The 26,377-nt window shown below is 63.7% G+C and carries 21 protein-coding genes; 4 read left to right on the plus strand and 17 right to left on the minus strand.

Features of this window, described 5'->3' with window-relative positions; translation table 11 throughout:
• The first annotated feature begins 35 nt into the window (after positions 1-35).
• Positions 36-521, plus strand: a complete 486-nt coding sequence (locus FV139_RS03605; RefSeq protein ID WP_148066847.1) for a glutathione peroxidase — start codon at positions 36-38, stop codon at positions 519-521.
• 455 nt (positions 522-976) lie between these two features.
• Here FV139_RS03605 and FV139_RS03610 read toward each other — a convergent pair whose 3' ends face one another.
• Positions 977-2,554 (minus strand): peptide chain release factor 3, encoded by a 1,578-nt coding sequence (locus FV139_RS03610; RefSeq protein WP_148066848.1) that lies wholly within the window; start codon positions 2,552-2,554, stop codon positions 977-979.
• A gap of 131 nt (positions 2,555-2,685) precedes the next feature.
• Between FV139_RS03610 and FV139_RS03615 the strand changes: the two genes are divergently transcribed.
• Complete coding sequence (locus FV139_RS03615) at positions 2,686-2,955, plus strand: hypothetical protein (RefSeq protein ID WP_148066849.1); 270 nt, start codon at positions 2,686-2,688, stop codon at positions 2,953-2,955.
• 97 nt (positions 2,956-3,052) lie between these two features.
• On the opposite strand, the gene FV139_RS03620 is transcribed toward FV139_RS03615, so the two are convergent.
• From FV139_RS03620 to malQ, 7 genes are read right to left on the minus strand one after another with little or no spacing between them, the layout of a single operon-like run.
• The gene (locus FV139_RS03620) at positions 3,053-4,600 is read right to left on the minus strand and encodes a glycogen synthase (protein WP_148066850.1); all 1,548 of its coding nucleotides are present in this window, start codon (positions 4,598-4,600) and stop codon (positions 3,053-3,055) included.
• Between the two features lie 16 nt (positions 4,601-4,616).
• Entirely contained in the window at positions 4,617-6,251 is a 1,635-nt protein-coding gene (locus tag FV139_RS03625) for an alpha-D-glucose phosphate-specific phosphoglucomutase (RefSeq protein ID WP_148066851.1), read from the minus strand.
• 44 nt (positions 6,252-6,295) lie between these two features.
• A complete protein-coding gene (gene glgC, locus FV139_RS03630; RefSeq protein WP_148066852.1) occupies positions 6,296-7,564 on the minus strand; it encodes a glucose-1-phosphate adenylyltransferase in 1,269 nt (422 codons plus the stop codon).
• Positions 7,565-7,609: 45 nt separating this feature from the next.
• Positions 7,610-10,057 (minus strand): glycogen/starch/alpha-glucan phosphorylase, encoded by a 2,448-nt coding sequence (locus FV139_RS03635; RefSeq protein ID WP_148066853.1) that lies wholly within the window; start codon positions 10,055-10,057, stop codon positions 7,610-7,612.
• Positions 10,054-12,186, minus strand: coding sequence for a glycogen debranching protein GlgX (gene glgX / locus FV139_RS03640; RefSeq protein ID WP_148066854.1), 2,133 nt, complete (start codon positions 12,184-12,186; stop codon positions 10,054-10,056). The genes FV139_RS03635 and glgX overlap by 4 nt, the downstream gene beginning before the upstream one ends.
• A 26-nt stretch (positions 12,187-12,212) precedes the next feature.
• On the minus strand, positions 12,213-14,435 hold the full coding sequence (gene glgB, locus FV139_RS03645; protein ID WP_148066855.1) for a 1,4-alpha-glucan branching protein GlgB: 2,223 nt from the start codon (positions 14,433-14,435) through the stop codon (positions 12,213-12,215).
• Complete coding sequence (gene malQ, locus FV139_RS03650) at positions 14,432-16,510, minus strand: 4-alpha-glucanotransferase (RefSeq protein ID WP_148066856.1); 2,079 nt, start codon at positions 16,508-16,510, stop codon at positions 14,432-14,434. The genes glgB and malQ overlap by 4 nt, the downstream gene beginning before the upstream one ends.
• Before the next feature lie 134 nt (positions 16,511-16,644).
• Between malQ and FV139_RS03655 the strand changes: the two genes are divergently transcribed.
• A complete protein-coding gene (locus tag FV139_RS03655) occupies positions 16,645-17,940 on the plus strand; it encodes an ATP-binding protein (RefSeq protein WP_148066857.1) in 1,296 nt (431 codons plus the stop codon).
• Positions 17,933-18,466, plus strand: coding sequence for a response regulator transcription factor (locus tag FV139_RS03660; RefSeq protein WP_148066858.1), 534 nt, complete (start codon positions 17,933-17,935; stop codon positions 18,464-18,466). The genes FV139_RS03655 and FV139_RS03660 overlap by 8 nt, the downstream gene beginning before the upstream one ends.
• Here the strand turns inward: FV139_RS03660 and lipB are convergent.
• From lipB to rsfS, 9 genes are all read right to left on the minus strand, one after another.
• Positions 18,456-19,094, minus strand: a complete 639-nt coding sequence (lipB, locus tag FV139_RS03665) for a lipoyl(octanoyl) transferase LipB (RefSeq protein WP_148066859.1) — start codon at positions 19,092-19,094, stop codon at positions 18,456-18,458. The two genes, FV139_RS03660 and lipB, sit on opposite strands and share 11 nt — an antisense overlap.
• Before the next feature lie 3 nt (positions 19,095-19,097).
• On the minus strand, positions 19,098-19,370 hold the full coding sequence (locus FV139_RS03670) for a YbeD family protein (protein WP_148066860.1): 273 nt from the start codon (positions 19,368-19,370) through the stop codon (positions 19,098-19,100).
• A gap of 19 nt (positions 19,371-19,389) precedes the next feature.
• Positions 19,390-20,553 carry a D-alanyl-D-alanine carboxypeptidase family protein gene (locus FV139_RS03675; protein WP_148066861.1) on the minus strand — a complete coding sequence of 388 codons (1,164 nt, stop codon included), beginning with the start codon at positions 20,551-20,553 and terminating at the stop codon, positions 19,390-19,392.
• Positions 20,554-20,607: 54 nt separating this feature from the next.
• On the minus strand, positions 20,608-21,426 hold the full coding sequence (locus FV139_RS03680; RefSeq protein ID WP_148066862.1) for a septal ring lytic transglycosylase RlpA family protein: 819 nt from the start codon (positions 21,424-21,426) through the stop codon (positions 20,608-20,610).
• Positions 21,423-22,409, minus strand: coding sequence for a lytic murein transglycosylase B (gene mltB, locus FV139_RS03685; RefSeq protein ID WP_148066863.1), 987 nt, complete (start codon positions 22,407-22,409; stop codon positions 21,423-21,425). The genes FV139_RS03680 and mltB overlap by 4 nt, the downstream gene beginning before the upstream one ends.
• Positions 22,410-22,440: 31 nt before the next feature.
• A complete protein-coding gene (gene rodA / locus FV139_RS03690; protein WP_148066864.1) occupies positions 22,441-23,580 on the minus strand; it encodes a rod shape-determining protein RodA in 1,140 nt (379 codons plus the stop codon).
• On the minus strand, positions 23,580-25,460 hold the full coding sequence (mrdA, locus tag FV139_RS03695; protein WP_148066865.1) for a penicillin-binding protein 2: 1,881 nt from the start codon (positions 25,458-25,460) through the stop codon (positions 23,580-23,582). The genes rodA and mrdA overlap by 1 nt, the downstream gene beginning before the upstream one ends.
• A gap of 72 nt (positions 25,461-25,532) precedes the next feature.
• Positions 25,533-26,003, minus strand: a complete 471-nt coding sequence (rlmH, locus tag FV139_RS03700) for a 23S rRNA (pseudouridine(1915)-N(3))-methyltransferase RlmH (protein ID WP_148066866.1) — start codon at positions 26,001-26,003, stop codon at positions 25,533-25,535.
• Positions 26,003-26,377 carry a ribosome silencing factor gene (gene rsfS / locus FV139_RS03705; RefSeq protein WP_148066867.1) on the minus strand — a complete coding sequence of 125 codons (375 nt, stop codon included), beginning with the start codon at positions 26,375-26,377 and terminating at the stop codon, positions 26,003-26,005. The genes rlmH and rsfS overlap by 1 nt, the downstream gene beginning before the upstream one ends.

Raw genomic sequence — 26,377 nt, forward strand, 5'->3', positions numbered from 1 at the left:
ATGGCCGAAGGTCATAACAACTAAAGGGGAATATCATGAGCGACTCTGTCTACGGCTTCACCTGCGCCTCGCCCTCCGGCGAGCCAAAATCCCTGTCTGACTACGAGGGCAAGGTCCTGCTGGTGGTCAACACGGCCTCCAAGTGCGGCTTCACTCCCCAGTTCGAGGGTCTGGAAAAACTCTACCAGCAGTTCCGCGATCGCGGGCTGGAGATCCTCGGCTTCCCCTGCAATCAGTTCGGCAAGCAGGACCCGGGCAGTAACGACGAGATCATGGAGTTCTGCCAGCTCAATTACGGGGTCAGCTTTCCGATGTTCGGCAAGATCGAGGTCAACGGCGACGACGCGGACCCGCTGTTCAAGCACCTGAAGAAGGAAGCGCCGGGGATGTTGGGCTCCCAGGGCATCAAGTGGAATTTCACGAAGTTCCTGGTGGATACTTCGGGCAAGGTGATCAAGCGTTATGCGCCGAAGACCAAGCCGGAGGAAATTGCGCGGGATATTGAGGGGATGTTGGCGTAGTTTCGGGTTTGAGTATATTCCACGGCTATCCACCATCCTGAAATACTCGTGTGTCGCGGCCTCGGCTGGTCGGGGCACCCTCCCGGACACGCTGTGAATACATCCATGTACGCTTCTCTTCGACATCCATGTCTCAGAGAGTCCGTCCGGGTGCCCCGACCAACCGATACCGCTCGGCGAATTGGGAGCTTACCCCCGCGCGAAAGTAGCAAATCCCACCAACGAGTGCCGTGACCCGGACTCTCGTTTTACCGAAACTCGTGCTATCGCCCTGGCGGACATAGAATCTCGCGCCGGGACTGGCAGAGGGACAGAGGGCTGGAGGGGTGTCCGTACGGACCCTATGAGGCATGGATGCCGATTAGGAGCGTACATGGACGTACTTGCAGCGTGTCCGGGAGGACACCCCTCCAGTCCTCTGTCACGACACGCCCAAACCCTTCGCCCTTCCAGCTCTAATGCTCCCGCGTCGCCCTGAACTCGATATCCGGCCAACGCTCTTGCATCAGCGACAGGTTCACCCGCGTCGGCGCCAGGTAGGTCAGGTGACCGCCGCCGTCGATGGAGAGCTGGTCCGCGGCCTTCTTGCGGAACTCCTCCAGCTTGCGTGGATCGTCGCAGTGTACCCAGCGCGCCGTGTAGACACTGATGGGTTCGTAGATCGCTTCCACCTTGTACTCGTCCTTCAGGCGATAGGACACCACCTCGAACTGGAGCTGGCCCACCGCACCGACAATCAGGTCCGTTGAACTGATGGGGGCGAACACCTGGGTCGAGCCCTCCTCCGACAGCTGCTGCAAGCCCTTCTGCAGCTGCTTCGACTTCATTGGGTCCTTCAGGCGGATGCGCCGGAACAGTTCCGGGGCGAAGTGGGGAATACCGGTGAACTGCAGATCCTCACCCTCGGTGAACGTGTCACCAATCTGGATCGTGCCGTGATTGTGCAGGCCGATAATGTCGCCGGATACCGCGTTTTCCACCAGTACCCGTTCTCCGGCCTTGAAGGTCACCGCGTCGGCGATTTTCACATCCTTGCCGATCCGGGTATGGCGCATTTTCATGCCCTTGCTGTAGCGGCCGGAACACACGCGCATGAAGGCGATACGATCCCGGTGGCGGGGGTCCATATTGGCCTGGATCTTGAACACGAAGCCGCTGAACTTATCCTCGGTCGCAGCCACGTGGCGGCTGGTGGACTCGCGGTCCTGGGGCGGCGGGGCCCACTCGACGAAGTCGTCCAGCATCTCGCGCACGCCGAAATTGGACAGTGCAGTACCGAAAAACACGGGGCTCAGCTTGCCCGCCAGGAACAGTTCCAGGTCGAATTCGTGGCTGGCGCCGCGCACCAGCTCGATTTCCTCGACGAAATTGTCGTAGTCATCCCCCAGCAGCTCCCGGGCGGCGTCGGACTCGAGGCCCTCGATGCGCTTGTCATCGGGCAGCACGGCGCCCTGGCCCGGGGTGTAGATGTGGATGGTGTCGGTGTACAGGTTGTACACGCCCTTGAACAGGCTGCCCATGCCGATGGGCCAGTTGATCGGCGCGCCCTGGATGGCGAGTACTTCCTCGATCTCGTCCAGCAACTCGATGGGGTCGCGGATGTCGCGGTCCATCTTGTTGACGAAGCTGAAGATCGGGGTGTCACGCAGGCGGCAGACGTTCATCAGCTTGATGGTGCGGTCCTCCACACCCTTGGCGCCATCGATCACCATCAGCGCCGAATCCACGGCGGTGAGGGTGCGGTAGGTATCCTCGGAGAAATCCTCGTGCCCGGGGGTGTCCAGCAGGTTCACGGTGCGGTTGTGGTAGGGAAACTGCATGACCGAGGAGGTCACGGAAATGCCCCGCTCCTGCTCCATGCTCATCCAGTCGGAGGTGGCATGGGGGCCTTTCTTGCCCTTGACACTGCCCGCCACCTGGATGGCCTGGCCGAGCAGCAGGAGCTTCTCGGTAATGGTGGTCTTACCGGCGTCCGGGTGCGAAATAATCGCGAAGGTGCGGCGCGCGGCGATGTCTCTACGGAGTTCTGGCATGGGTCTGACCGGTTAAAAAACCCGCGGATTATACGCACTTTCCCGCCCGGGCGCAGGAACTCACCCGATTGTGGCTCGCAGCTGGAAACAAACCCGCTACAATTCCCGGGGGGATCAGGGGAGAGAACAGGATGTTGCAAAAGATCGTCACCGCCGGCCTGCTGGCGGCTGTCTGTTACTGGTACTGGAGCGGGCCCTACCAGGCGCGTGCCCATCCCAACTACCAGCAGAAGCTGGAGGCCAACGACGAGGCGATGAAGCTGTGCATTCGCACCGCTAACTACAAGTCCGGGGCTACAGGACAGGTCGGGGAAGACCCGGAAACGTCCTGCGCCGCTAAACACGGTGTCTACTTCGACGAGGGCCACTGGCACAGCTACGGCGACAGCCGGCCCGAATAGCCCTAAGCTACGGCGACAGCCGGCCCGAATAGCCCTAAGCTACGGCGACAGCCGGCCTGAATAGCCCTGAGCTACGGCGGCAGCCGGCGCAAATAGCTCAGCGGTAAAGCTGCGCCTCGTAGGCCCGGGCCACCTCGTCCCAGGGGAAGCGCACTGCCGCTGCCCGTTTGCACAGGGCGCGCCAGCTCCGCGGTTTGCGGTGCAGGGCCAGGGCTTCATCCAGGCACTGCAGCATGGCCTGTGACTGGGCCTGGGGGTCTTCGCCCGCAAAGCTGAAACCGGTCCTGCCATCCTCCACCGTGTCTGCCAGCCCGCCAACGGCGTGCACCAGGCAGGGCTGCCCGGCTCGCATGGCCAGCATCTGGCTGATGCCACAGGGCTCGAAACTGCTTGGCATCAGGAATAAATCGCCACTGGCGTAGAGCAGGTTCGACAGGGCCTCGGAATAACCACGCAAAAACAGCAGGCGCTCGCTAGTGGCCGCCTGCTGCGTAAACGCCTGCTCCAACGCCGGATCTCCGCTTCCCAGAACGACCAGCAGGCCATCATCCCCCAACCGGTCCAGCACATGGGCCAACGCCGTGCGGCCATCCTGCTGCGCCTGCAACAACAGGCTCACCTTCTGGGTCGTCAGGCGACCCACCGAGGTAGCCATCAATGCCGGTGGCGGTGGCGGAGCTGCCTCCCAGCCATCGAGGCGGTGCAGGGCCAGGAAATCGGCGGTACTCACTGTGGCTGAAGCACCCATCCAACGCAGTACTTCAGGGCGTATCCGCGCCGGCCAGTCGGCGAAGGGTACCGCTTCGCCACCCGCGTCCGGATAGGTGCAGCCGTTGATAATGCCCTCCAGGCGCCCCTCCTGCGCCGCGCGCTGCAGGTCCTGTTCCAGGCCTGCCCCGCCACTGTCTCCGGCGGCGGGCTGCTGGATTTCCCGGGCGTAGGTCGGGGAAACCGTGTGCACCTTGTGGCAGAGGTTGATCCCGGCACGCATGAGGTTCAGGCAGTCCGGGTAGCGCGGGTCACAGATCGCCTCCCGGTCTGGCGTCAGCCCCGGGAACCAGGCTTCGAGGGAGGAATCGTCACCGGCGAAGGGGCGTATCCCCTGCAGGGCCAAGTTGTGGATGGTGTACACCAGCCGGGTGCCGGCCAGCGCTTTGGCGGACGGCGCGCTGGCGATCAGCAGCCCGACCAGCGCCGTGTGCCAGTCGTGGAGGTGAACCACATCGGGCCGGGACAGGCGCTGACCGGCCAACACCTGCACCACTGCCGCGCAGAACAGGGCAAAGCGGGTAGCGTCGGTGGCAAAGGGGCGATCCGGCGGATCGTCACTGTAAATCCGGCCGGCTCCGGCAGCGGCAAACAGCGGATGCTCCAGTGCCCAATCGGCCACGCCCGGCGCGCCGGGGCGTTGCGGCAGCCGGAACAGCTCAACCTGTTCCAGGCGGTCACCAAAGGTGAGGTTGACCACCGCCCGTCGCTGGGCCCCCGGCAGACGGGAAAAAGACTGGTAGCCCGGGGTGAGCACCGAGACCTCGTGGCCGAGCTGCGCCAGTGCCTCCGGCACGTCGCGCAAGACGTCGCCCATGCCACCCACCTTACCGCCGGGCAGGGCACCGTTCTCCGCGGCCACCATCAGCACATGCATGCAGCAGATACCTGGTTCAGGTAATCACGTCAGGGGTCGAGCGCCCGGTGTGGCGGCTGATACCGGCCATTTCATCGGCAGCGGCAAACAGGCTCGCCAAAGTGCGCTGGGTATCCAGTTCCAGCCGAGCCGGATCGCGCTGGGGGCGGTCGTAGTAAACCCGCAGGGTGGCTCCGGCGGTACCGGTGCCAGAGAGTCGGAACACTATCCGGGCATCGTCCTCGAACAGCACGCGCAAGCCCTGCCCCTCACTGACGCTGCCATCGACGGGGTCGGTGTAACTGAAGTCGTCGGCGCTGGCTACCACGTGCTCACCAAAGCGCTGCCCGGGCAGCGAAGTGAGGCTGCCCCGGAGCTGGTCCATCAGCTGGTTGGCGGCAACGGCGTCGACCTCCTCGTAGTCGTGGCGGCTGAAATAGTCGCGCCCGAAACGCTGCCAGTGTGAACGGACAATGGCCCGGGCGGGCTGTTGCCGGGAAGCGATGATATTGAGCCAGCAAAGCACCGCCCACAGGCCGTCCTTCTCCCGCACATGGCTGGAGCCGGTACCAAAACTCTCCTCGCCACAAAGGGTGATACGGCCGTCATCCATCAGGTTACCGAAGAACTTCCAGCCGGTGGGGGTTTCGTAACAGGGAATGCCCTTGGCCTTCGCCACCCGATCCACTGCGCGACTGGTGGGCATGGAGCGAGCGACGCCGGCCACACCGTCGCGATAACCGGGCAACAGGTGGAGATTGGCGGTCAGCACTGCCAGGGAATCGCAGGGATTGATGTAAAAACCGGTGCCAAGCACCATGTTGCGGTCGCCGTCGCCATCGGAAGCGGCACCGAAAGCAAACGGTTCGTCGCCGTTCATGCGCGCCACCAGTTCCGCCGCGTGCACCAGGTTGGGGTCCGGGTGGCCACCGCCGAAATCAGGCAGGGGCTCGGCATTGATCACCGTGCCCTCGGGTGCTCCGAGACGCTCCTCGAGGATGGCCTTGGCGTAGGGGCCGGTGACCGCGTGCATGGCGTCGAAACAAATGCGGAACCGCTTGTGCTGTAGCAGTTGGGACAGGGCCGGAAAGTCGAACAGACTTTCCATCAGCTCGGCGTAGTCGGCCACGGGGTCGATCACGCTGACCACCATGTCCTCGACCATGGAGTCGCCCAGGCGATCCAGCGATACATCCTCGCTGTCGCAAGTGAGGTAGTGGTCCAGTTGCAGGCTCGCCTGATAGATGGCGGCAGTCACTGCCTCGGTGGCCGGACCACCGTTGGTACCGTTGAACTTGATGCCGAAATCACCCTCCGGGCCCCCGGGATTGTGGCTGGCCGAGAGCACGATCCCGCCCTCGGCACCAAACTTGCGAATAAGACAGGAGACGGCGGGCGTCGACAGCAGGCCGCCGCGACCAATCCACATGCGCTGACAGCCATTGGCCGCTGCCATACGGATAATGGTCTGGATCGCCTCGCGGTTGTAGTAGCGACCATCTCCCCCTACCACCAGGGCACGTCCGCCGCCGGGAGGCAGGGCGTTGAAGATCGCCTGGACGAAATTCTCCAGGTAGCCAGGCTGCTGAAACTCGCTGACTTTCTTGCGCAGCCCTGAAGTTCCGGGTTTCTGGCCCTCGAAGGGCCGGGTTGATACTCGATTGGTCGGCATGCTGCTCTTGCTTCTGGTTCTGTATGCTTGTTCAGGCCTGTGGTTCAGGCTGATCCTTCGGGCTGACCCAGCATTCCGCGTGTCACCAACACCAGTCCGCTGTCGGTCACCCGGAAGCCGTTGGCCCGGTCCTGTTCGGCATCATGCCCAATTACGGAGCCCTTGGGAATGACACAGGCCCGATCGATAATGGCGTTGCGGATGCGGCAATTCCGTCCGATCTCGGCCTCTGGCAGGATTACCGAGTGATCAATTTCACAATAGGAATTGATCCGTACGTTGGAGAACAGTACCGATTTGCTCACGTGACTGCCGGAGACAATACAGCCGCCGGACACCATCGAGTCCACCGCCATCCCCCGGCGGTCACTGCGGTCGAACACGAATTTCGCCGGCGGCAACTGCTCCTGGTAGGTCCACAGCGGCCAGTCCTTTTCGTAGAGGTTGAGACGCGGCGAGGTCTCGATCAACTCCATGTTTGCCTGCCAGAAGGAGTCCAGCGTTCCGACATCCCGCCAGTAAGCCATGCCCCCGGTCTCAATGTCGCGAAAGGGATAGGCGTGGACCTCGGCCCCCTCGATCAGGGACGGGATAATGTCATTGCCGAAGTCGTGGGAAGACTGGATATCCTCTGCGTCCTCTATCAGGCGCTCGAACAGGAAATCGGTATTGAAGATGTAGTTGCCCATGGAGGCCAGGGTCAGGCCGGGCTTGCCCGGGATCTCAGCCGGCTCGGCGGGTTTCTCCTGGAACGCCAGCACCCGGTTGTTTTCATCCACCTGCAGTACGCCGAACGCGTTGGCCGCCTCCTCAACCGGTACCTCGAGGCAGCATACGGTCAGATCGGCGCCCGATTCCACGTGATCCACCAGCATCGGGCCGTAATCCATCTTGTAGACGTGATCGCCAGAGAGGATCAACACGTAATCGGGGCTTTCAGCGCGAATGATGTCGAGATTCTGGTAAATGGAATCCGCAGTGCCCTGATACCAGTCCTCCGAGTAGCGCTGTGAGGCGGGCAGGACTTCCACGAACTCGCCGAGCTCCTTGCGGAAATGACTCCAGCCCCGCATCAGGTGACGCACCAGCGAGTGGGCCTTGTACTGGGTGAGGACACCGATTCTTCGAATGCCGGAATTGACACAGTTGGACAGGGGAAAATCAATGATCCGGTATTTACCGCCGAAATAGAGCGCCGGTTTGGCTCGCCAGCCGGTCAGCTCGTACAGTCGCGAGCCGCGTCCCCCGGCCAATACCAGGGCCACGGTGTTCTTGGTCAGCCGGCTTACATAACGCGGGTTCTGATCTTCCATAGGAGGGGTTCCCCTTATACTGCTACCTCAGTGATCCGGGCGATGTCACACGCCCCGGGTGTGCCAGATGTCATCGCGATATTGCGCAATCGTGCGGTCGCTCGAGAAGCGGCCACTGTATGCGGTGTTCAGTATACTCATGCGTCCCCAGCAGGCACTGTCGGCGAAACTGGCATCGGCCTGGCGCTGCGCCTCGATATAGCTGCGGAAGTCTGCCGCCGTCATCCACGGGTCGGTAGGGCTGCGAATGGCCTGGCAGATCGGCTCGAAGATACCACCCTCCAGTAGATTGAAATGGCCGCTATCCAGAAGCTGCATCACGCGTGACAACGCCTCGTCCTGTTCAATGATAGCTGCTGGCGCATAGTTCTGCCGTGTCACATCGACCTCGCTGGCGGTGAGGCCAAACAGGAAGAAGTTGTCTTCACCCACCGCGTCGCGGATTTCGATATTGGCACCGTCCAGGGTGCCGATGGTGACAGCCCCATTCATCATGAACTTCATGTTGCCGGTACCGGAGGCCTCCTTGCCGGCCGTGGATATCTGTTCCGACAGGTCGGTGCCCGGGCAGATCACCTCCATGACCGAGACCCGATAGTCCGGAATGAAGGCCACCCGCAACCAGTCTCGCAGCCGCGGGTCGCGATTGACCACGGTGGCGACGTTGTTGATCAGCTTGATGATGCGCTTGGCCATCGCGTACCCCGGCGCCGCCTTGCCGCCGATCAGCACACAGCGCGGATGCAGGCCGACGGTGTCGCCGCGCAGTACCCGGTCGTACAGGTGAATGACGTGCATCACGTTGAGGAGCTGGCGCTTGTACTCGTGGATGCGCTTGACCTGTACATCAAACATCATGTCGAGGCCGAACTCGATACCGCACTCCCGCTGCACCAGCTCCACCAGGTCACGCTTGTTGGCGCGTTTGACCTCGGCGAACTTTTCAGTAAAAGCCACATCGGTGGCCAGCGGCGCCAGTTTTTCCAACTGGTTCAGATCGCGAATCCAGTCGCTGCCGATGCTCTCGTCGAGCAGTGCCTGCAACCTCGGGTTACAGTGTGCCAGCCAGCGCCTGGGGGTTACGCCGTTGGTCTTGTTGTTGAACTTGGCCGGCGTGAGTTCGTGAAAGTCGCGGAACAGGCCCTGTTTGAGCAACTCCGTGTGCAGGGCGGCCACCCCGTTGACGGAATGGCTGCCAACAATACCCAGGTAGGCCATGCGCACCGCCGGCTCCCCGCCCTCCTGGATAATCGACATGCGGCGCTGGCGCTCGCAGTCACCAGGCCAGCAATCGGCAACCTCGGCCAGGAAGCGCGCATTGATCTCGTAGATGATCTCCAGCAGGCGCGGCAACAGTTCACCGAACAGCCGCACCGACCACACTTCCAGCGCCTCCGGCAGCAGGGTGTGGTTGGTATAGGCCATGGTCCGCGTAGTGATATCCCAGGCCTCGTCCCAACCCATGCCGTGTTCGTCGAGCAGCAGACGCATCAGTTCCGGCACCGCCACGGTGGGGTGGGTATCGTTGAGCTGGAAGCCGTTGAGCTCGGCAAAGCGGGAGAAGTCATCGCCGTACTTCGACTGCCAGCGTTCCAGCACGTCCTGCAGGCTGGCCGAGGCCAGGAAGTACTGCTGACGCAGGCGCAGCTCCTTGCCCTGCTCCGAGGCGTCGTTGGGATAGAGCACCATGGTGATTTTTTCCGCCTCGTTCTTGGCGGCAACAGCGTCGGTGTAGTCACCGGCGTTGAATTCTTCCAGGTCAAACTCATCGGTCGCCGCTGCACTCCACAGGCGCAGGGTATTCACCGTGCCGTTACGGTAGCCGGGAATCGGCAGGTCGTAGGGAACCGCCAGCACCTCATGGGTATCGCACCACCGCACACGCTGGGCACCGGTGCTGTCGTTATAGAACTCGGTGCGCCCCCCAAAGCGGATAATGCGGGTGTTTTCCGGACACTCGAATTCCCAGGGATTGCCGTGGCGCAACCAGCGATCAGGACTCTCCACCTGGTAACCATTCTCGATACGCTGGTGGAACATGCCATATTCGTAGCGGAGACCGTAACCCACCACCGGCAACGACATGCTGGCACAGCTGTCGAGGAAACAGGCGGCCAGGCGGCCGAGCCCCCCGTTGCCGAGGCCGGCGTCCAGTTCTTCCTGCTCCACCGCCTCGAGTTCACAGGCCCACTCGTAGAGGGTCGACCTGGCCGCCGACTCCAGGTCCAGGTTGAGCAGGGCGTTGTTCAGGCTGCGCCCCATCAGGAACTCCAGCGACAGGTAGTTGATGCACTTCACATCTTCTCCCGCGTAGCGCTCACGGGTGGCGCGCCACTGGGCCACCAGGCGGTCGCGCACCGTCAGGACCAAGGCCTGATAGAGATAGAAGTGGGCGCAGCCGGGGTCGTCCCGCCCCAGCGTCAGGGAATAGTGGCGCTGCAGGTCTTCGCTCATACCGGATTGAGGGTGGTGCGCCAGGAAATCTGCGTTCATAGGGGGATTACTCGCTCGTCGTTACCGCTAACCAGTGTCGGCACCGCGCCGGCGGTCAGGATCTGGATGGAGGAAGCCGCCAGTTGCAGGGTGTCGCCGCCGCTGGAGGGGTGGTCAGGCGCCGGGGTCGCAGCCTCGGCGGTGTCGATGAACAGCCACCAGGGGCCCTCCGGCTCGGCCGGCAGGGAGAACTGGCAGCCGGTATCGCCGGCGTTGAACAGCACCAGCAGGTAACGCGGCCCCGGGAGGTCGTCGTCGGCGTATTCGGTCAGCAGATAGCCCAGTACCCGGTTGTTGGTTTCGTGCCAATGTTCTTCGCGCATCAGTTGGCCGTCGCTGTTGAGCCACTGGATGCTGTCGTCGAGAGGATCGTTGGGCAAATGCCGATAGGCACTGGCCTGCAGCACCGGAAACTGGTGACGCAGGGCCAGCAGCCGTCGGGTAAAGGCAATCAGCGCGCGGCCATGGCCATCCAGCGCCGGCCAGTCGAGCCAGTTGATGGCATTGTCCTGGCAGTAGGCATTGTTATTGCCGCCCTGGCTGCGCCCCAGTTCGTCTCCGGCCAGCAGCATCGGCACGCCCTGGGACACCGCAAGGGTAGCGAGGAAGTTGCGCTGCATGCGCCAGCGCCGGTTATCAATTTCCGGGTCCTCGGTGGGACCTTCCACCCCCTGGTTTGCACTCAGGTTCTCCCGGTGTCCGTCCTGGTTGTCCTCACCGTTGGCCTCGTTATGACGCTGGCTGTAGCTCACCAGGTCGCGCAGGGTAAAACCGTCGTGACTGGTGATGAAGTTGATACTGGAATAGGGCCGGCGGCCGGCGTGCTCGAAGATGTCCCCGGAACCGTGCAGGCGTCGCGCCAGTTCCGGCAGCTGACCGGAGTCCCCCCGCCAGAAACGTCGTACCGTGTCCCGGTAGCGGTCATTCCACTCGCTCCAGCCCGGCGGGAAGCGCCCCAGCTGGTAACCCCCGGGGCCTACATCCCAGGGTTCGGCAATCAGTTTGCGCGAGGACAACAACGGGTCCTGCGACACCACCTGGAAAAACGCTGCGCGATGATCGAAACCCCGCTCGCCGCGACCGAGTACCGTCGCCAGGTCAAACCGGAAACCATCGACTTCCATTGCCCCGGCCCAATACCGCAGGCTGTCGGTCACCAGTTGCATCACCCGTGGGTGGCCGATATTCAGGGTATTGCCGCACCCGGTGTCGTTGACGTAGAAGCGCTGGTCGGAGGGCAGTAGCTGGTAGTAGGACAGGTTGTCGATGCCGCGCAGGCTCAGGGTCGGCCCGAGGTGGCCGCCCTCGCAGGTGTGGTTGTAGACCACATCGAGAATGACCTCGAGGCCGGCGTCGTGGAAGCGCGCCACCATCTCGCGGAAGGCCTCGGGACCCCGCCCACCCAGATAACCGGGGTGAGGAGCAAAGAAGGAAAACGTATTGTAGCCCCAATAGTTGCGCAGGCCGCGCAGGTGCAGTGGATGCTCGTCGATAAAAGCGTGTACCGGCAGCAGCTCCACGCTGGTCACCCCGAGAGCCTTCAGGTAATCGATCACAGCCGGCTGGGACATGCCGGTAAAAGTACCCTGCTGGGCAGCGGGTACGTCCGGGTGACAGCGGGTGTAGCCCTTCACGTGGGCCTCATACAACACCGTCTTGTGCCAGGGCGTCAGCGGCCGCACGGCATTGTTGCACCAGGCCAGTGGCTCTGCGATCACCCCCTTGGGCATGTACGCCGCGTTGTCCCGGCGGTCGAAGGACAGGTCCTGTTCGACGTGGTCGGTCTGGTAGGCAAAGTGGGTATCGTGCCAGCGGAACCCACCCTGCAGGGCAGTGGCGTAAGGGTCCAGCAGGAGTTTGTTGGGGTTGAAGCGATGGCCGCTGCGCGGGTCGTAGGGGCCGTAAACCCGGTAGCCATAACAGTGGCCCGGCTTCAGTTTTGGCACATAGCCGTGCCAGATATCGTGGGTGCGCTCCGGGAGCGGCAGGCGGGCCAGCTCCTCGCGACCGTCAGGATCGTAAACGCACAGCTCGACCGCCTCGGCATGCGCGGAAAAAAGCGCGAAATTGGTGCCCGCACCATCAGCGGTTGCACCCAAAGGGCGCGGATCACCAGCGGTCGCTTTCATGGCACTCCGGATTCCTCACTGGATTGTTACCTGTCCGGGCGATGCACCAGGATCAGGGTGGCCAGGGGGGGCACTGTAAGCTGCAGGGAACAGGGCTGACCGTCCGCCGGCTGCGGCAGGGTTTGGGCCCCGCCGAGATTGCCCTGGCCACTGCCACCATAGGCACTGGCGTCGGAATTGATGCACTCTTCGTACCAACCGGACAGCGGGGCCCCCACACAGTAGCCGTGGTGCACCCGCGGCGTGAAATTGGCGATCACCAGTACCGGCGGCTGCCCCTCGCCCCCCCAGCGCAACCAGGCGAATACCGACAGGTCGCGCTGGTTGGCCTGCAGCCAGTTGAAGCCGCCATCCTCGCAGTCGTGGCGATGCAGTGCCGCCAGGCTCCGGTACACCGCGTTCAGATCGCGCACCAGCTGCTGGACCCCGCGGTGCGCAGGCTCTTCCAGCAAGTGCCAATCGAGGCCGCGGTCGTGGTTCCACTCCCGGCGCTGGGCGAACTCCCCGCCCATGAACAACAGTTTCTTGCCGGGGTAGCCCCACATGAACGCCAGGAAGGCACGCAGGTTGGCAAACTGCTGCCAGTCATCTCCCGGCATCTTGAACAGCAGCGAGCGCTTGCCGTGAACTACCTCATCGTGACTCAGGGGCAGGACAAAATTCTCGTCCCAGGCGTAGACAATGCCAAAGGTCATCTCGTCGTGGTGGAAGCGCCGGTGTACCGGGTCACGCTCCATGTAACGCAGGGAGTCGTTCATCCAGCCCATATTCCACTTGAACCCGAAACCCAGCCCCCCGCTGTCCACCGGTTGCGACACCCCCGGCCAGGCGGTGGATTCTTCCGCCACCATCAGGACACCCGGATGCCGCGCGTAGATGCGCCGGTTAACTTCCTTCAGCAGAGTGATTGCCTCGAGGTTTTCGCGACCGCCGTGGAGGTTGGCGATCCATTCGCCCTCGCGGCGGCTGTAGTCGAGGTACAGCATGGAGGCCACCGCATCCACCCGCAGCCCATCCAGGTGAAACTCTTCCAGCCAGTAGTTGGCATTGCTGATCAGGTAGCTCACTACCTCGCCGCGACCATAGTTGTAGATCAGGGTATTCCAGTCCGGGTGAAATCCCTGGCGACGGTCCGCATGTTCGTACAGGGCAGTACCGTCAAAACGGCCGAGACCGTGAGGATCAGTGGGAAAATGCCCTGGCACCCAATCCAGCAACACACCGATCCCCTCGGCGTGGCAGGTGTCGACGAAACGGCGGAATTCATCCGGCGTGCCAAAGCGAATTGACGGCGCGTAGAGGCCCAGGGGCTGGTAGCCCCATGAGCCGTCGAAGGGGTATTCGCTGACCGGCATCAACTGGATATGGGTGAAGCCCTGTTCGCGCACGTAGGGCAGCAGCTCTTCGGCCATCTCCAGATAGCTCAGGTAGCGGTTGCCCTCCGCCTCCCGCCGCCGCCAGGAACCGGCGTGCACTTCGTAAATACTGATCGGCTGCGCCACGGCGTGGTTTGCTGCCCGGCGCTCCAGCCAGGCACCGTCGCCCCACTGAAAAGCCCCCTCCGCCACGACACGGGACGCGGTCTGCGGGGGATGCTGCATTCCGCGCGCGTAAGGATCGGCCTTGAGCGGCAGCAGCACCCCCCTTGGACCGAGAATTTCGTACTTGTACAGGGTTCCGTCCGGCAGCTCGGGGATAAACAGCTCCCATACTCCGCTGCTCGGGTGGAGGCGCATCGGGTGACGGCAACCGTTCCAGTCGTTGAAGTCACCCACCACCGATACCCGGCGGGCATTGGGTGCCCACACCGCGAACAGGACGCCCGCCACACCGTCGACCACCCGGGTATTGGCCCCCAGCAGCCGCCAGGCAAACTCCTCTGTGCCCTCTGCCAGGTAGTAGAGCTGCTCTGGCGCGAGACAGGCGGGGAAACGGTAAGGGTCGTGCAACACCGCCTGGGCGGGACCCCAGCTGGCGCGCAGTCGATAGGCAAAGGGCTGCTGCCGACCCTCGAGGTACCCTTCAAACAGGCCCGCGGGGTGAACCGGCTGCAGGCTCAGCAGGCAGTCTGAGGTCTCGGAATGCAGGAGATCCACCGCGGTCGCGCCGGGCAGTAACACCCTGACCTGGAGGCCATCGCCATCGGGGTCTGAGTGTGGCCCGAGGACGGCAAAGGGGTCGTTGTGATCGCCGTTGATCAGGCGCTCGACCTCGGCCGCAGAGAGCGAAGCGGATTGCCCCTCAGTCACGCCTTGCGCTCCCGGTCCACATCCGCCAGCAGTGCCAGCACCGCCGGATCGGCGAGCAATCGAGCGGTATCCACGCCCTGTTTGCGACGCCAGTTGGGATATTCCAGGTAGGTGCCCGGTATGTTGACTGGCTCGCGCATCAGTTGCAGGTCCTCGAGCTGAAGTAACAGCAGGCGCGACCGACCGCGGGCACAGGTGGTGTGAATCAGGCGGCATAGCGCCAGGTCGAAGGGTTGGTCGGGATCCTGCCCCGGCGGCAGACTGCCGCTCTGGACCAGCCAGTCCAGCAGCCGCTGCTTCTGGCCCCGCCGCTCATCCAGTTGCTGCGCCAGTTCGCCGGGATGATGGTAGAGCCCGAGTACCTCCCGGCGCTCGAGGTCACTACCCGCCCACCAGTCGGCGAGGGTTGGCACGTCGTGGTTGGTGATCATGGTCAGGGTGTCCGGGGCCTGCTCGTCAGGCAGGCGATGGCGGCCGTCCAGGTGGGTGTCGAAGTACAGCAACCGGTTGCCGTAGATATGGCCCCTGTGCATTTCGGCGCGGAAATCATCGGGCACGACCCCGAGGTCCTCCCCCACCACCAGGCAGCGATGACGCCAGCTCTCCAGGCGCAGCAGCGCCATCAGCTCATCTCGCGGATAGTACACGTACAGGCCCGAACGCGGCCCATCATCGCTCTCCGGCAGGCACCACCACAGCCGCATCAGCGCCATGGCGTGATCGATGCGCAGGGCGCCGGCACCATCCATATTGCGCCTCAACAGCTCGATAAAGTGGGCGAATTGCTGCTGCCTCAGCTGCAGTGGGTTGATCACCGGCAGGCCCCAGTCCTGCCCCAGCGGACCGAGAGGGTCCGGCGGTGCACCCACCGTGGCCTCCGGCAGGAACAGGCCGCGGGTCTGGCGAACTTCGCTGCCGCGGGACACAGCTCCCACCGCCAGGTCGCGCATCAGGCCGACGCGCATACCCGCTGCCTCAGCAGCCTGCTGGCACTGGGCCAGCTGTGCCAGCGCCTGCCACTGCAGATACTGGAAGAAACGCGGGTCGTTGCCAAAGCGCCGCGGGAAGGGGTTGTGGGCCATCTCATAGCGGGAAAAATGCTGCAGGCCCTCCCCCTCTTCGGCGACGAAGTCGGCAAACTGCCGGGCCCGCAGTGAGTCGGACCCCAGATGGCGCTGGCGGAAATTGGCGTAAAGCACCTCGAACAATTCGTACTTGAGCGCGTTGACCCGGTCATAATCCACCAGCGCAGCGTCGTGCAGGCGGTTGCGGCGGGCCATGCGAGTGCCATCCAGCAGGACGGTTCCAGCCTGCTCACACTCCTGCCAGTCGGCGATCTGTTCGGGGTCCAGGTAGACGGGGTTGAGGAAGCGGCGATCGGAAGGGCTGTAAGGGCTGGCGGCGTCGGGACTGTCGCTGCAGGGCGCGTGCAGCGGGTTGAGCCCAACCAGGTCGGCCCCCAACTCGGCCAGCCGCTGCACCAGCTGGCGCAGGTCGGTGAAGTCCCCCACCCCCCAGTTGCGCTCCGAGCGCAGGGTGTACAACTGGCAACTCACCCCCCAGAAGCGCTCCTCGCCATCGATTTCATGGGCTCGCGCGGGACAGGCGAATAGCGCGCTGGTGTGCTGCGTCTCGCCGCTATCGAGTACCAGCCGGTGGTAACCCGGCGGCACGTCCCCCAGTTCCAGCTGATGTCCGGTATAGCGCAGGCCGTCGAGGAAATACTCTCCCGCCGCCGACAGATCCGCCGCCCGACAGCTGCCCTGGCGGACGCTGCCGTCCTCCAGTTCCAGACGCCAGGCCAGCGGCTGTTGCAGGTTGTCCGGGTGACTGTGCAGGATGACGGTCGCGGCGTCCGCCGACAGGATGTACCAGGGGCGCAACGGCAACCGCCAGGGGTCGGCATCCAGCGCATTGACCGCCGCACTGACCGCGGCGGTATCCTCCGTGTTCACGCCCATCGCCCGCAGTGCGCGCAGGCGATCCTCATGGCTGATTTCCCGGCGCACGCCGTGGTAGTCCAGGTAATCAGCCGAGACGCCAGCGAGGTAGAGCAATTTGCCGAGATCATCCATTGCTTGAAAGTGTAGCCCCAACCGGGCGCAAGGCTGTACGCTTTTTATGCAGGACGGGATAAATCCTGCCCGCGCTTCCGGTGCGGCAGTGTGTCGCAGGCCAGCAGACACAAAGCAGGGGTATACTCTGGCCGGTGAATCCGATCGCTGAACCCCACTCCCCGGCCTTTGCCCCCTCCCTCGCCAACCTGCGCAGCCTGCTGGCGATCCGCGCGATTGCCCTGCTGGGCCAGGCGGGGGTCCTGGCCTGGGTACTGTACACCGACCGCGCTACCCAGAGTGTGTCAGGACTGGCGGCCTCCCTGCTGGTGCTGGCCGCGATTACCGTCGCCAGCCTGTGGCGGAGCGCGCGCCCCTGGCAGGTCAGCCACCGGGAGTTTCTCGCCCAGTTGCTGGTGGACGTGGTGGGCTGGACAGTGCTCATGTACTGCTCGGGAGGCGCCGACAATCCCTTTGTCTCCTACTTCATTGTGCCGGTGGTGGTGGCTGCCGCGGTGCTGCCCTGGCGCTTCACCTGGCTGATCGCCGGGGCCTCGGTGCTGGCCTACAGCACGCTGCTGTACTATCGGATGCCCTTCCCCCTGTTCTCACCCCACGCCAGCATGGCACACGGTGACAGCGGCGGTGTCCATCGCCTGGGCATGTGGTTCAATTTCCTCTTCAGCGTGGGCCTGATCACCTATTTCGTGGTGCGCATGGCTGCAGAACTGCGTACCCGGGAAACGCGACAGGCCGCCCAGCGGGAACAACGACTGCGCCATGACCAGATCCTCGCCGTCGCCAGCCTGGCCGCCGGCACCGCCCACGAACTGGGCACCCCCCTGTCCACCATGACCGTGGTGGTGGACGAAATGCTGGATGATCCACGCCTGCCGGACCCGGCGCGGGAGGACTGCACCCTGCTGCAGCAACAGCTGCTGCAGTGTCGCCATATCCTCGCAGACCTGAGCCAGACTGCCGAAGCCAGCGCCGCCGGCAAGCGCCAGCAGCGGCCGGTGGCTGAATTTGTCGAGGCAACGGTACAGCACTGGGCCGCGCGGAGGCCGCGGGTATCCTGCAGTACCGCCGTGGCCGGCACTGGTCCGCAGCCGCAGATCGCCTACGACCAGACCCTGCCACAAGCACTGGAAAACCTGTTGAACAATGCCGCCGATACCGGATCGCCGCAAATCAGGGTCACCACCAACTGGAATGAACGGGAAGCCCGCATTGAGGTCCGCGACTGGGGCCCTGGCGCTCCACAGGAGGTTCGCGAATCGCTGAGTGCAGGGACTGACCGCGAGGGTGGGCTGGGCATCGGCCTGATACTGAGCCGGGCGACGGCGGAGCGCCACGGCGGCCGGCTGCAGCTGGACCCCGCCGGTGACCAGGGCACGGTGGCAACGCTCGCCCTGCCGCTAAACCAGAGTCCAGGGAGTATCGATGACTGAGCCGAAACGCATTCTGCTGGTGGATGATGACAAGGTATTTTCCGCTGTCATGGCCCGTGGGTTCCGCCGCCGTGGCTTCGAACCACGGGAGTGCCACAATGGTCAGCAGGCGCTCGCCGCCTGCCGCGACTTTCGCCCCACTCACATTCTGCTCGACCTGAACATGCCGGAAATGCCCGGCCTGGCAGCGCTCCCGGGACTACTCGACGCCGCACCCGACGCCAGCCTGGTGGTGTTGACCGGTTATTCCAGCATTGCCACTGCGGTGGAGGCCATCAAGGCCGGAGCCACCCAGTACCTGTGCAAGCCAGCCACGGTCGAGGAGATTCTGCGAGCCTTTGCGGGGGAGGCGCCGGATAACGGCGCGGCGAGAGAGCAGCCCACTTCACTGGACCGACTCGAATGGGAACATATCCAACGGGTACTGAACGACAACGAGGGCAATGTCTCCGCCACCGCCCGGGCCCTGGGCATGCATCGCCGAACGCTACAACGGAAGCTGCAGAAGCGCCCGGTCAGGCGTTAGTCGCCGCGTCCAGCTCGCTGGCCAGGGTGGCGAGCAGGCGCTCTCCCACTTCGTCCATGTCCAGCACCTGCCCGGGCAGGCAGCGCGCCATGGACGTCACCTGCAAGCCTTCGTAACCACAGGGGTTGACCCGGCTGAAGGGCTCCAGGTCCATGTCTACGTTGAGGGACAGGCCGTGGTAGCTGCAGCCCTTGCGTATTCGCAATCCCAGGGAGGCTATCTTGTCGGCCTTGCCCTCGCCAACGTAGACTCCGGGGGCCTCGGGCTTGGGTGCCGCCTCGATACCGTACTCCGCCAGCAATTTGACGATGGCCCGCTCGATCACATCCACCAGCGCACGCACCCCCAGGCCCCGGCGCTTGACGTCGACCATGAGGTAGATCACCCACTGCCCCGGGCCGTGGTAAGTAACCTGCCCGCCCCGGTCCACCTGCACCACCGGGATGTCGCCGGGAGCCAGGACGTGCTCGGCCTTGCCCGCACGCCCCTGGGTGAAGACGCGCGGGTGCTGCAGCAACCAGAGCTCATCCGGCGTGTTGCCGTCGCGCTCATCAGTGAAGGTTTTCATCGCCTCGAACACCGGCAGGTACTCCACCTCGCCGAGACGCTTGCACACCAGTTCCGTCACGGCTCAGATCACCATCTGTACCAGGCCGGTGGCCATCAGCTCTTCGTGCAGCGCCTTCAGCTGCTCCGGCCCGGTGGCGGTAATGGTGATGGTGAGGGAGATAAAGGTGCCCTTGCTGGACCCCTTGGCAACAATGGTCTCGCTGTCGAAGCCCGGCGCGTGGCGCTCGAATATCGCCAGTACCGTGGGCCTGAACGCTTCCTTGTCCCGCCCCAACACCTTGATCGGGTAGTCGCAGGGGAATTCAATTTTCGGGGGATCCTGCTGTTCGCTCACTGTCGCGCTCCCGGCCTGCCTAACCTGCACTGAACAGGGAGGCAAACCACATCAATACCATGTCCCACAGGCGGGAGAAAAAGCCGCCCTCTTCCACCGACTGCAACGCGACCACAGGGGCTTCAAATACGGTCTCGCCCTCCAGGGTCAGGCGCACAGTACCCACCTGGTCACCGCGCTCCAGCGGTGCCAGCAGGGGCTCCTGCAACTCGACAGCCGTGCTGATCTGGTCCTGCCTGCCGCGCGGCAGTGTCGCCAGCGCCTCGTCCAGCAGGCCCACAGATACGTAGTCCGCCGCTCCCTTCCAGATGCGCGGCGCTTCCAGCTCTTCGCCGGCGCTGAACAGCTTGGCGGTTTCATAGAAACGGAAACCGTAGTTGAGCAACCCGCGGGTTTCGTTCTTGCGGGCATTGGGGCTCGCAGTGCCCATGACCACGGACACCAGGCGCATGTCGCGGCGCTCCGCGGAAGCCACCAGGCAGTACCCCGCCTCCTGGGTGTGGCCGGTCTTCAGCCCGTCCACACTCGGGTCCTCCGCCAGCAGGGTGTTGCGGTTGTACTGCTTGATGCCGTTGTAGGTAAAGTCGCGCTCTTTATAGAGAGCGTAGTGCTCCGGGTAATTCCTGATCATGGCCACGGCCAGCACGGCCAGGTCCCTGGCGGTCACCACGTGATCCGGGTCGGGCAGACCGTGGGAGTTGACGAAGTAGGACCCGGTCATGCCCAGCGCCTCGGCGTGACTGTTCATCATGTCGGCAAAGCCCGCTTCACTGCCCGCGACATGCTCCGCCACCGCCACCGTGGCGTCGTTGCCGGAGGAAATGATAATGCCCCGCTCCAGGTCTTCGATCGACACATCCTTGCCCGGCTCGATCCACATCAGCGACGAGCCCTCGAAAACCGGGTTCTGCGACCAGGCGTTCTCGCTGACCACGACCATGTCGTCTTTCTTGACTCTGCCCGCCTCGATTTCTCCCGCCAACACGTACGCGGTCATCATCTTGGTCAGGCTCGCCGGCGGCAGGGGCACGTCGGCATTGTGTTCCACCAGCACCGTGCCGCTATTGGCGTCCATCAGAATATAGGCCTCCGCCGCCACCTGTGGCGGCGAGGGCACGATGGTGGCGGCCTGTGCCAGAGAGGTGGTAACAGCGAGTAAAACAAATAGTGCAATGCGCTTCATAAAGCCAAAAACCCTGTATGTCGCATGAATAAGGTAAAAAGAGCGAGACGCCCGTCAGGGCAGCAGCTGACCACTGCCGAAACCGCCGGCCTCGAGTTGTTCCTGCAGCGCCAGTAGCGCTTCGTTACTGTCCAGCGGCCCGATACGCACGCGATACAGCAGTTTGCCGGCGGATTCCACCGGGGCAACAAAGACCGGCGCGTCGATCTGTGCGGCCAGCTTGTCTGTGAGACGCTTGGCGGAGGCCTCGGTTCCGTAGGCCCCCAGTTGCAGGTAGCGATAACTGCCCAGGGGAGTCCCCCGGCGATCATCCACCCCGGCTAGCGCCAGTACTTCGACCTCGACCGGGGCCGTGCCCTGCTCCATGTACCCGAGCTTGACCGCGGCCCCGTAGGACAGGTCGATCAGGCGATCGGAGTGAAAGGGACCGCGATCATTGATCCTGACAATCACGCTGCGCCCGTTGTCGAGATTGGTGACCCGGGCATAACAGGGAATGGGCAGGGTCTTGTGCGCCGCCGAGGCGGCATAGAGATCAAAGACCTCGCCGTTGGAGGTTTTGCGCCCGTCGAATTTGGTGCCATACCAGGAGGCAATCCCCCGCTCGCGATACTGGCGAAAGTCCTCGATCACCTCGTAAGTCACGCCGTTGACGGTGTAGGGACTCAGGTTGCCAAGGGAGAGTATGGGGTCCGGCCGCGGTACCGCATCAGCCACCTGGTCCGGCGTGATGTGGCGCAGGGGCGCGCCGTCGGACACCTCCGGCTCAGTGGGCGTCGGCGGCGGAGGTGCGGTTTCGCGGGTGGTGGTGGAACAGCCGACCACGATCAGCGCCGATACGCACAGGATAGCGGCGAGTCGCAACGGGCTCATGACTGCATCCCGCGCGCAATGCGCTGACTGAGCTGGTACACGCTCATGGCGTACATGCTGCTGTGGTTGTAGCGGGTGATCACGTAAAAGTTGTGCAGCCCCATCCAGTACTCGTAGCCGTTCTCGAGTTCAAAGCGAATGGCAGTAGCCGGGGCATCCGGAGCGAGACCTGCCATCACCGGCTTCAGGCCACTGCCATCGAGCTCGGCCACCGTCTGCTCCGGCTTGAGGCTGGCGTTGAACCAGTCCTCGGGGACTTCGCCCACCAGGCTGGCGGCGCTCACGACAGGCGCACCGGCCAGCCAGCCGTGACGTACGAAGTAATTGGCCACACTGCCGATGGCGTCCACCGGGTTGTTCCAGATATCGGTTTTGCCGTCGCCGTCGAAATCCACCGCGTAGCTGCGGTAACTACTGGGCATGAACTGGCCGTAGCCCATGGCGCCCGCGTAGGAGCCCTTCAGCGCCATCGGATCCATGCCCTGGTCGCGGGTCAGCAACAGGTAATTCTTCAATTCCTTGGTAAAAAACGCAGAGCGCTGCGGGTAGTCAAAAGCCAGGGTCGACAGGGCATCCATCACCCGGTAACTGCCGGTGATACGCCCGTAGAAGGTCTCCACACCGATAATGGCAACGATGATCTCGGCGGGGACGCCGGTCTCCGCCTCGGCCCGCTCCAGGGTATCGCGATGGCGGGCGTAGAATTCACGCCCCTCCCGCTCGCGCTTCTCGGTGAGGAATATCTCGCGGTACTCGTACCAGGGCTTGGTTTTTTCCGCCGGCCGGGACATGGCATCGATGATGCTCTGCTGACGCTCGGCCTTGCTGAACAGGATCTCGAGCTGTGCCCGGTCGAATCCCTCCTCGGTAACCAGTTCCTCGACCATGGCCTGGGCCAGTGCATTGTCACTGTAATTCTGCGCGACACTCGGGAGCGACCAGAGGGCAGTGACCGACAGGGCGAGAATCAGGGGTTTTACCATAAAGAGGTCTCCAGAATGGGGCCGGAACGGGTCATCGCACCACGCGCCGCGGTTCAGTGCTGACCGCCATCAGCAGGCCGAAACCCGCCATCAGCGTCACTACCGAGGTACCGCCGGCACTCACCAGCGGCAACGGCACTCCCACCACCGGCAACAGGCCGGCGACCATGCCCATGTTAACAAAGATGTATACGAAAAACGTCAGGGTAAGGCTGCCGGCCATCATCCGGCCGTAGCTGGTCTGGGCGTGCAGGCCAATCCAGAAACCACGCAACAGGATCAGCAGGTAGAGCCCCATCAGCATGGTCACGCCACGCAGGCCCCACTCCTCGGCCAGCACCGCAATAATGAAGTCGGTATGACTCTCCGGCAGGAAGTCGAGTTGGGACTGGGTGCCCTTGAGCCAGCCCTTGCCGTCCCAGCCACCGGAACCGATAGCGGTTTTCGACTGGATAATGTTCCAGCCGGCGCCCAGCTTGTCGCTCTCGGGGTTGAGCAGGGTGAGAATGCGCTGCTGCTGGTACTCCTTGAGACCGTACATCCACACCGGCCAGGCAGAGGCCACCGCCAGCAGCGCTGCACCGAAAATATAGCGCCAGGAAATACCCGCCATGAACACCACGAACAGGCCGCTGGCGGCAATCAGCAGCGCCGTTCCCAGATCCGGCTGGATCAGGATCAGCGCGGCCGGCAGGGCAATAATGGCGAGGCAGGCGGCAATGTACTTGAAGCGCGGCGGCAGGGTGCGATCGGCCAGATACCAGGCCACCGTCATCGGCACCGTGAGCTTCATCACCTCCGAAGGCTGGAACCGGAACCCCCCGATCGACAGCCAGCGCTGGGCACCCTTGGCCCCGACCCCGGCAAGGTCGACGGCCACCAGCAGCGCCACGCCACCGAGGTAGAATAGCGGCCCCCAGCGCTGAAAGCGCTGCAGGCTGATCTGGGCGGCCACGATCATCACCACGAATCCCACAGCAAAAAAGCGGGCCTGGCGGATGACCGCCCCCATGTCCTGGCCGGAGGCACTGTACAGGACGACCAGGCCGAACAGCGCCAGCGCCAGCAACAGTGCCAGCAACTGCAGGTCGAGGTGAAAGCGCTGGGCGGCGCCGGGGCGGCGCGCCAGCCCGACGGAGCTGTCCGGTAACTGGCGAACGTAATCTCCCATCAGCCAGCCTCCCCGCGCGCGGCTTCCACACCCGCATCCGCGGTACTCTCATCCAGCAACCAGGCATCGATGACCTGGCGCGCGATCGGGTAGGCGGCGCTGCTGCCACCGCCGTTTTCCACAATCACAGCCACCGCGATGGTAGGCGCCTCGAGTGGCGCAAAGGCGATGAACAGGCCGTGGTTGCGGTGCCTCTCTGCCACCTCTTCCTCCCGGTAGATTTCCCCCTGGGCAATGCCGATCACCTGCGCGGTCCCGGTTTTGCCAGCCATTTCATACTGGATGCCCTGGGATATCCGGCGGGCCGAACCGCGCTGGCCGTGCACCACTTCCCGCATGGCCTGTTGCACCACCTCCCAATGCGCCTCTGTTGCCTGCACCGGCGCCAGTTCCGGAGCCGCCTCGGGTACCCCGTCGATGGATTTCACCAGCCTCGGGGAATAGTGCCGGCCGCGGGTTGCGAGGGCCGTGGTAGCCACCGCCAGCTGCACCGGGGTGGCGAGCATGTAGCCCTGGCCGATGCCGGCACTGATGGTTTCGCCGGGATACCAGGGCTGGTTCATGGCGTCCCGTTTCCAGCGGGTCGATGGCAGCACGCCCCGGCGCTCGTTGGTGGTGTCGATACCAGAGCGCTCACCCAGGCCGAAGGGATGCAGGTAGTCATACATACCGTCGATGGTCAGGCGCCGGGCCAGGTCATAGAAGTACACGTCACAGGACTCCGCCACCGCCATCTCGAGATCTACCCGGGGGGCGTGACCAGTGCCACGAATTTTCAGGATCCAGTCCCGGTAGCGGCGGGAATCACCCGGCAGCCGGTACCAGCCGGGATCGGGCACCGTGTATTCAGGCGTCACCAGCCCCGACTCCAGCCCCGCCAGGGCCATCATCGGCTTGACGGTGGAACCCGGCGGATACTGGCCCTGCACCGCGCGGTTGAACAGCGGTACATCGGGCGAGTCCCGCAGGGCGCTGTAATCCGCCGAGCTGATCCCGTTCACGAACAGGTTACTGTCGAAACCCGGGGTCGACACCAGCGCCAGCACACCACCGGTGGCGGGGTCCATTGCCACCACGGCCCCGCGCTGCTCTCCCAGCGCCTCATAGGCCACCCGCTGCAGCCCGATGTCCAGGTGCAACACCAGGTCGGCACCGGGCTTCGGGTCGAATCGTTCAAGCACCCGCAGCACCCGGCCGTGGGCATTGGTCTCGACGTTCTGGTAGCCCACGTCACCGTGCAGAATGTCTTCGTAGTACTTTTCCACCCCCACCTTGCCAACGTGGAAGGTGCCGCGGTAGTCGGAGGCGTCCAGTTCGAAGGACTCGCGCTCGTTGATTCGCCCCACATAGCCGATGGCGTGGGAAAACAGCTCGCCATAGGGGTAATGACGCAACAACTGGGCATCCACGGTCACCCCGGGCAGGCGATGGCGATTGACCGCCAGCACCGCCCGCTCTGACTCGGTCAGGCGAAAGCGCAGGGGAACCGGCTCATAGGGTCGGCGCCGATCCTTCTTTTTGTAGAAGTTTTCCAGATCGGATTCGGATACCGGCACCAGTTGCTGCAGTTCGCTGAGCGTGGCCTCGAGATCGGGCACCCGCTCCACCACCACCGACAGCAAATGACTGGGTCGGTTGTCCGCCAACAGCACGCCGTTGCGGTCGTAGATCAGGCCGCGCTTGGGGGGCAGGGGTTGCAGCTGCACCCGGTTGCGTTCGGACTGGGTGCGGTAGGTTTCATACTCGGTGATCTGCAGGGTGTAATAGCGCATCACGATCAGCCCCAGCAGCCCCATCACGATCAGAATAGCGGTGATGGTGCGAGCACTGTAAATGCGGGCTTCCCGGTGGGGGTCCTTGAGGGCGATGTGCTGCGGCATTAACTGGTCTTGGGGGTTTCCGGGCACCGCCGGCGTTTCACCTGCCGAGCGCAGTAAGTCACTGGATTGATCTCAGTCGCGATGATACGGGTGGTTTACGGTGATTGTCCAAGCCCGATAGAGCTGTTCTGCCAATACGATGCGCACCAGCGGGTGCGGCAGGGTCAGGGGACCCAGTGACCAGCGCCGCTCGGCCCGTGCCAGGCACTCCGGAGAGAGCCCGTCGGGACCGCCGATGACCAGGCTGAAATTGTCGCCGGACATCTGCCAGCCTGACAGTTGCTGTGCCAGTTCCGGCGTGGACCAGCTCTTGCCCTTCACATCGAGGGCAATCACCCGGTCGCTGTCGGGGATGGCTTTCAGAATCTGCTCGCCTTCAGCCTGGCGCAACTGCTGCGGCTTGCTGTCGCGGCCGCGCCGCGCCAGGGGGATCTCCCGCCACTGTAGCTTCAACTCCCGGGGCAGGCGCTTCTGGTATTCGCCGACACCCTCCTCCACCCAGGCAGGCATCTTCCCGCCCACGCAGACGATGCTGAGCCGCATCAGTCCTGCTCTGCTCCTTTCCCAGCCCCCTGGTCGCCAGCACCTGCCATCTCAGGCTTGGTCCAGAGGCGTTCCAGGTCGTAGAAATCGCGGGTGGCGGGCAGCATCACGTGGACCACGACATCACCGAAATCCACCAGCACCCACTCACCGGCGCCTTCACCTTCGACACCGAGCGGTCGGGCGCCCTGCTTTTTGGCTTCCATGACCACATTATTGGCCAGGGATTTGACGTGGCGATTGGAGGTGCCGCTGGTGATGACCAGGTAATCCATGACGTCGGTCAGCCCGGTCACATCCAGCGTCACGGTATTGACCGCCTTGAGGTCTTCCAGGGCAGATTCGACAATTTGTTTCAGTTGATCAGCTTGCAT

The organism is Parahaliea maris (assembly GCF_008064665.1).
Taxonomy (GTDB): domain Bacteria; phylum Pseudomonadota; class Gammaproteobacteria; order Pseudomonadales; family Halieaceae; genus Parahaliea; species Parahaliea maris.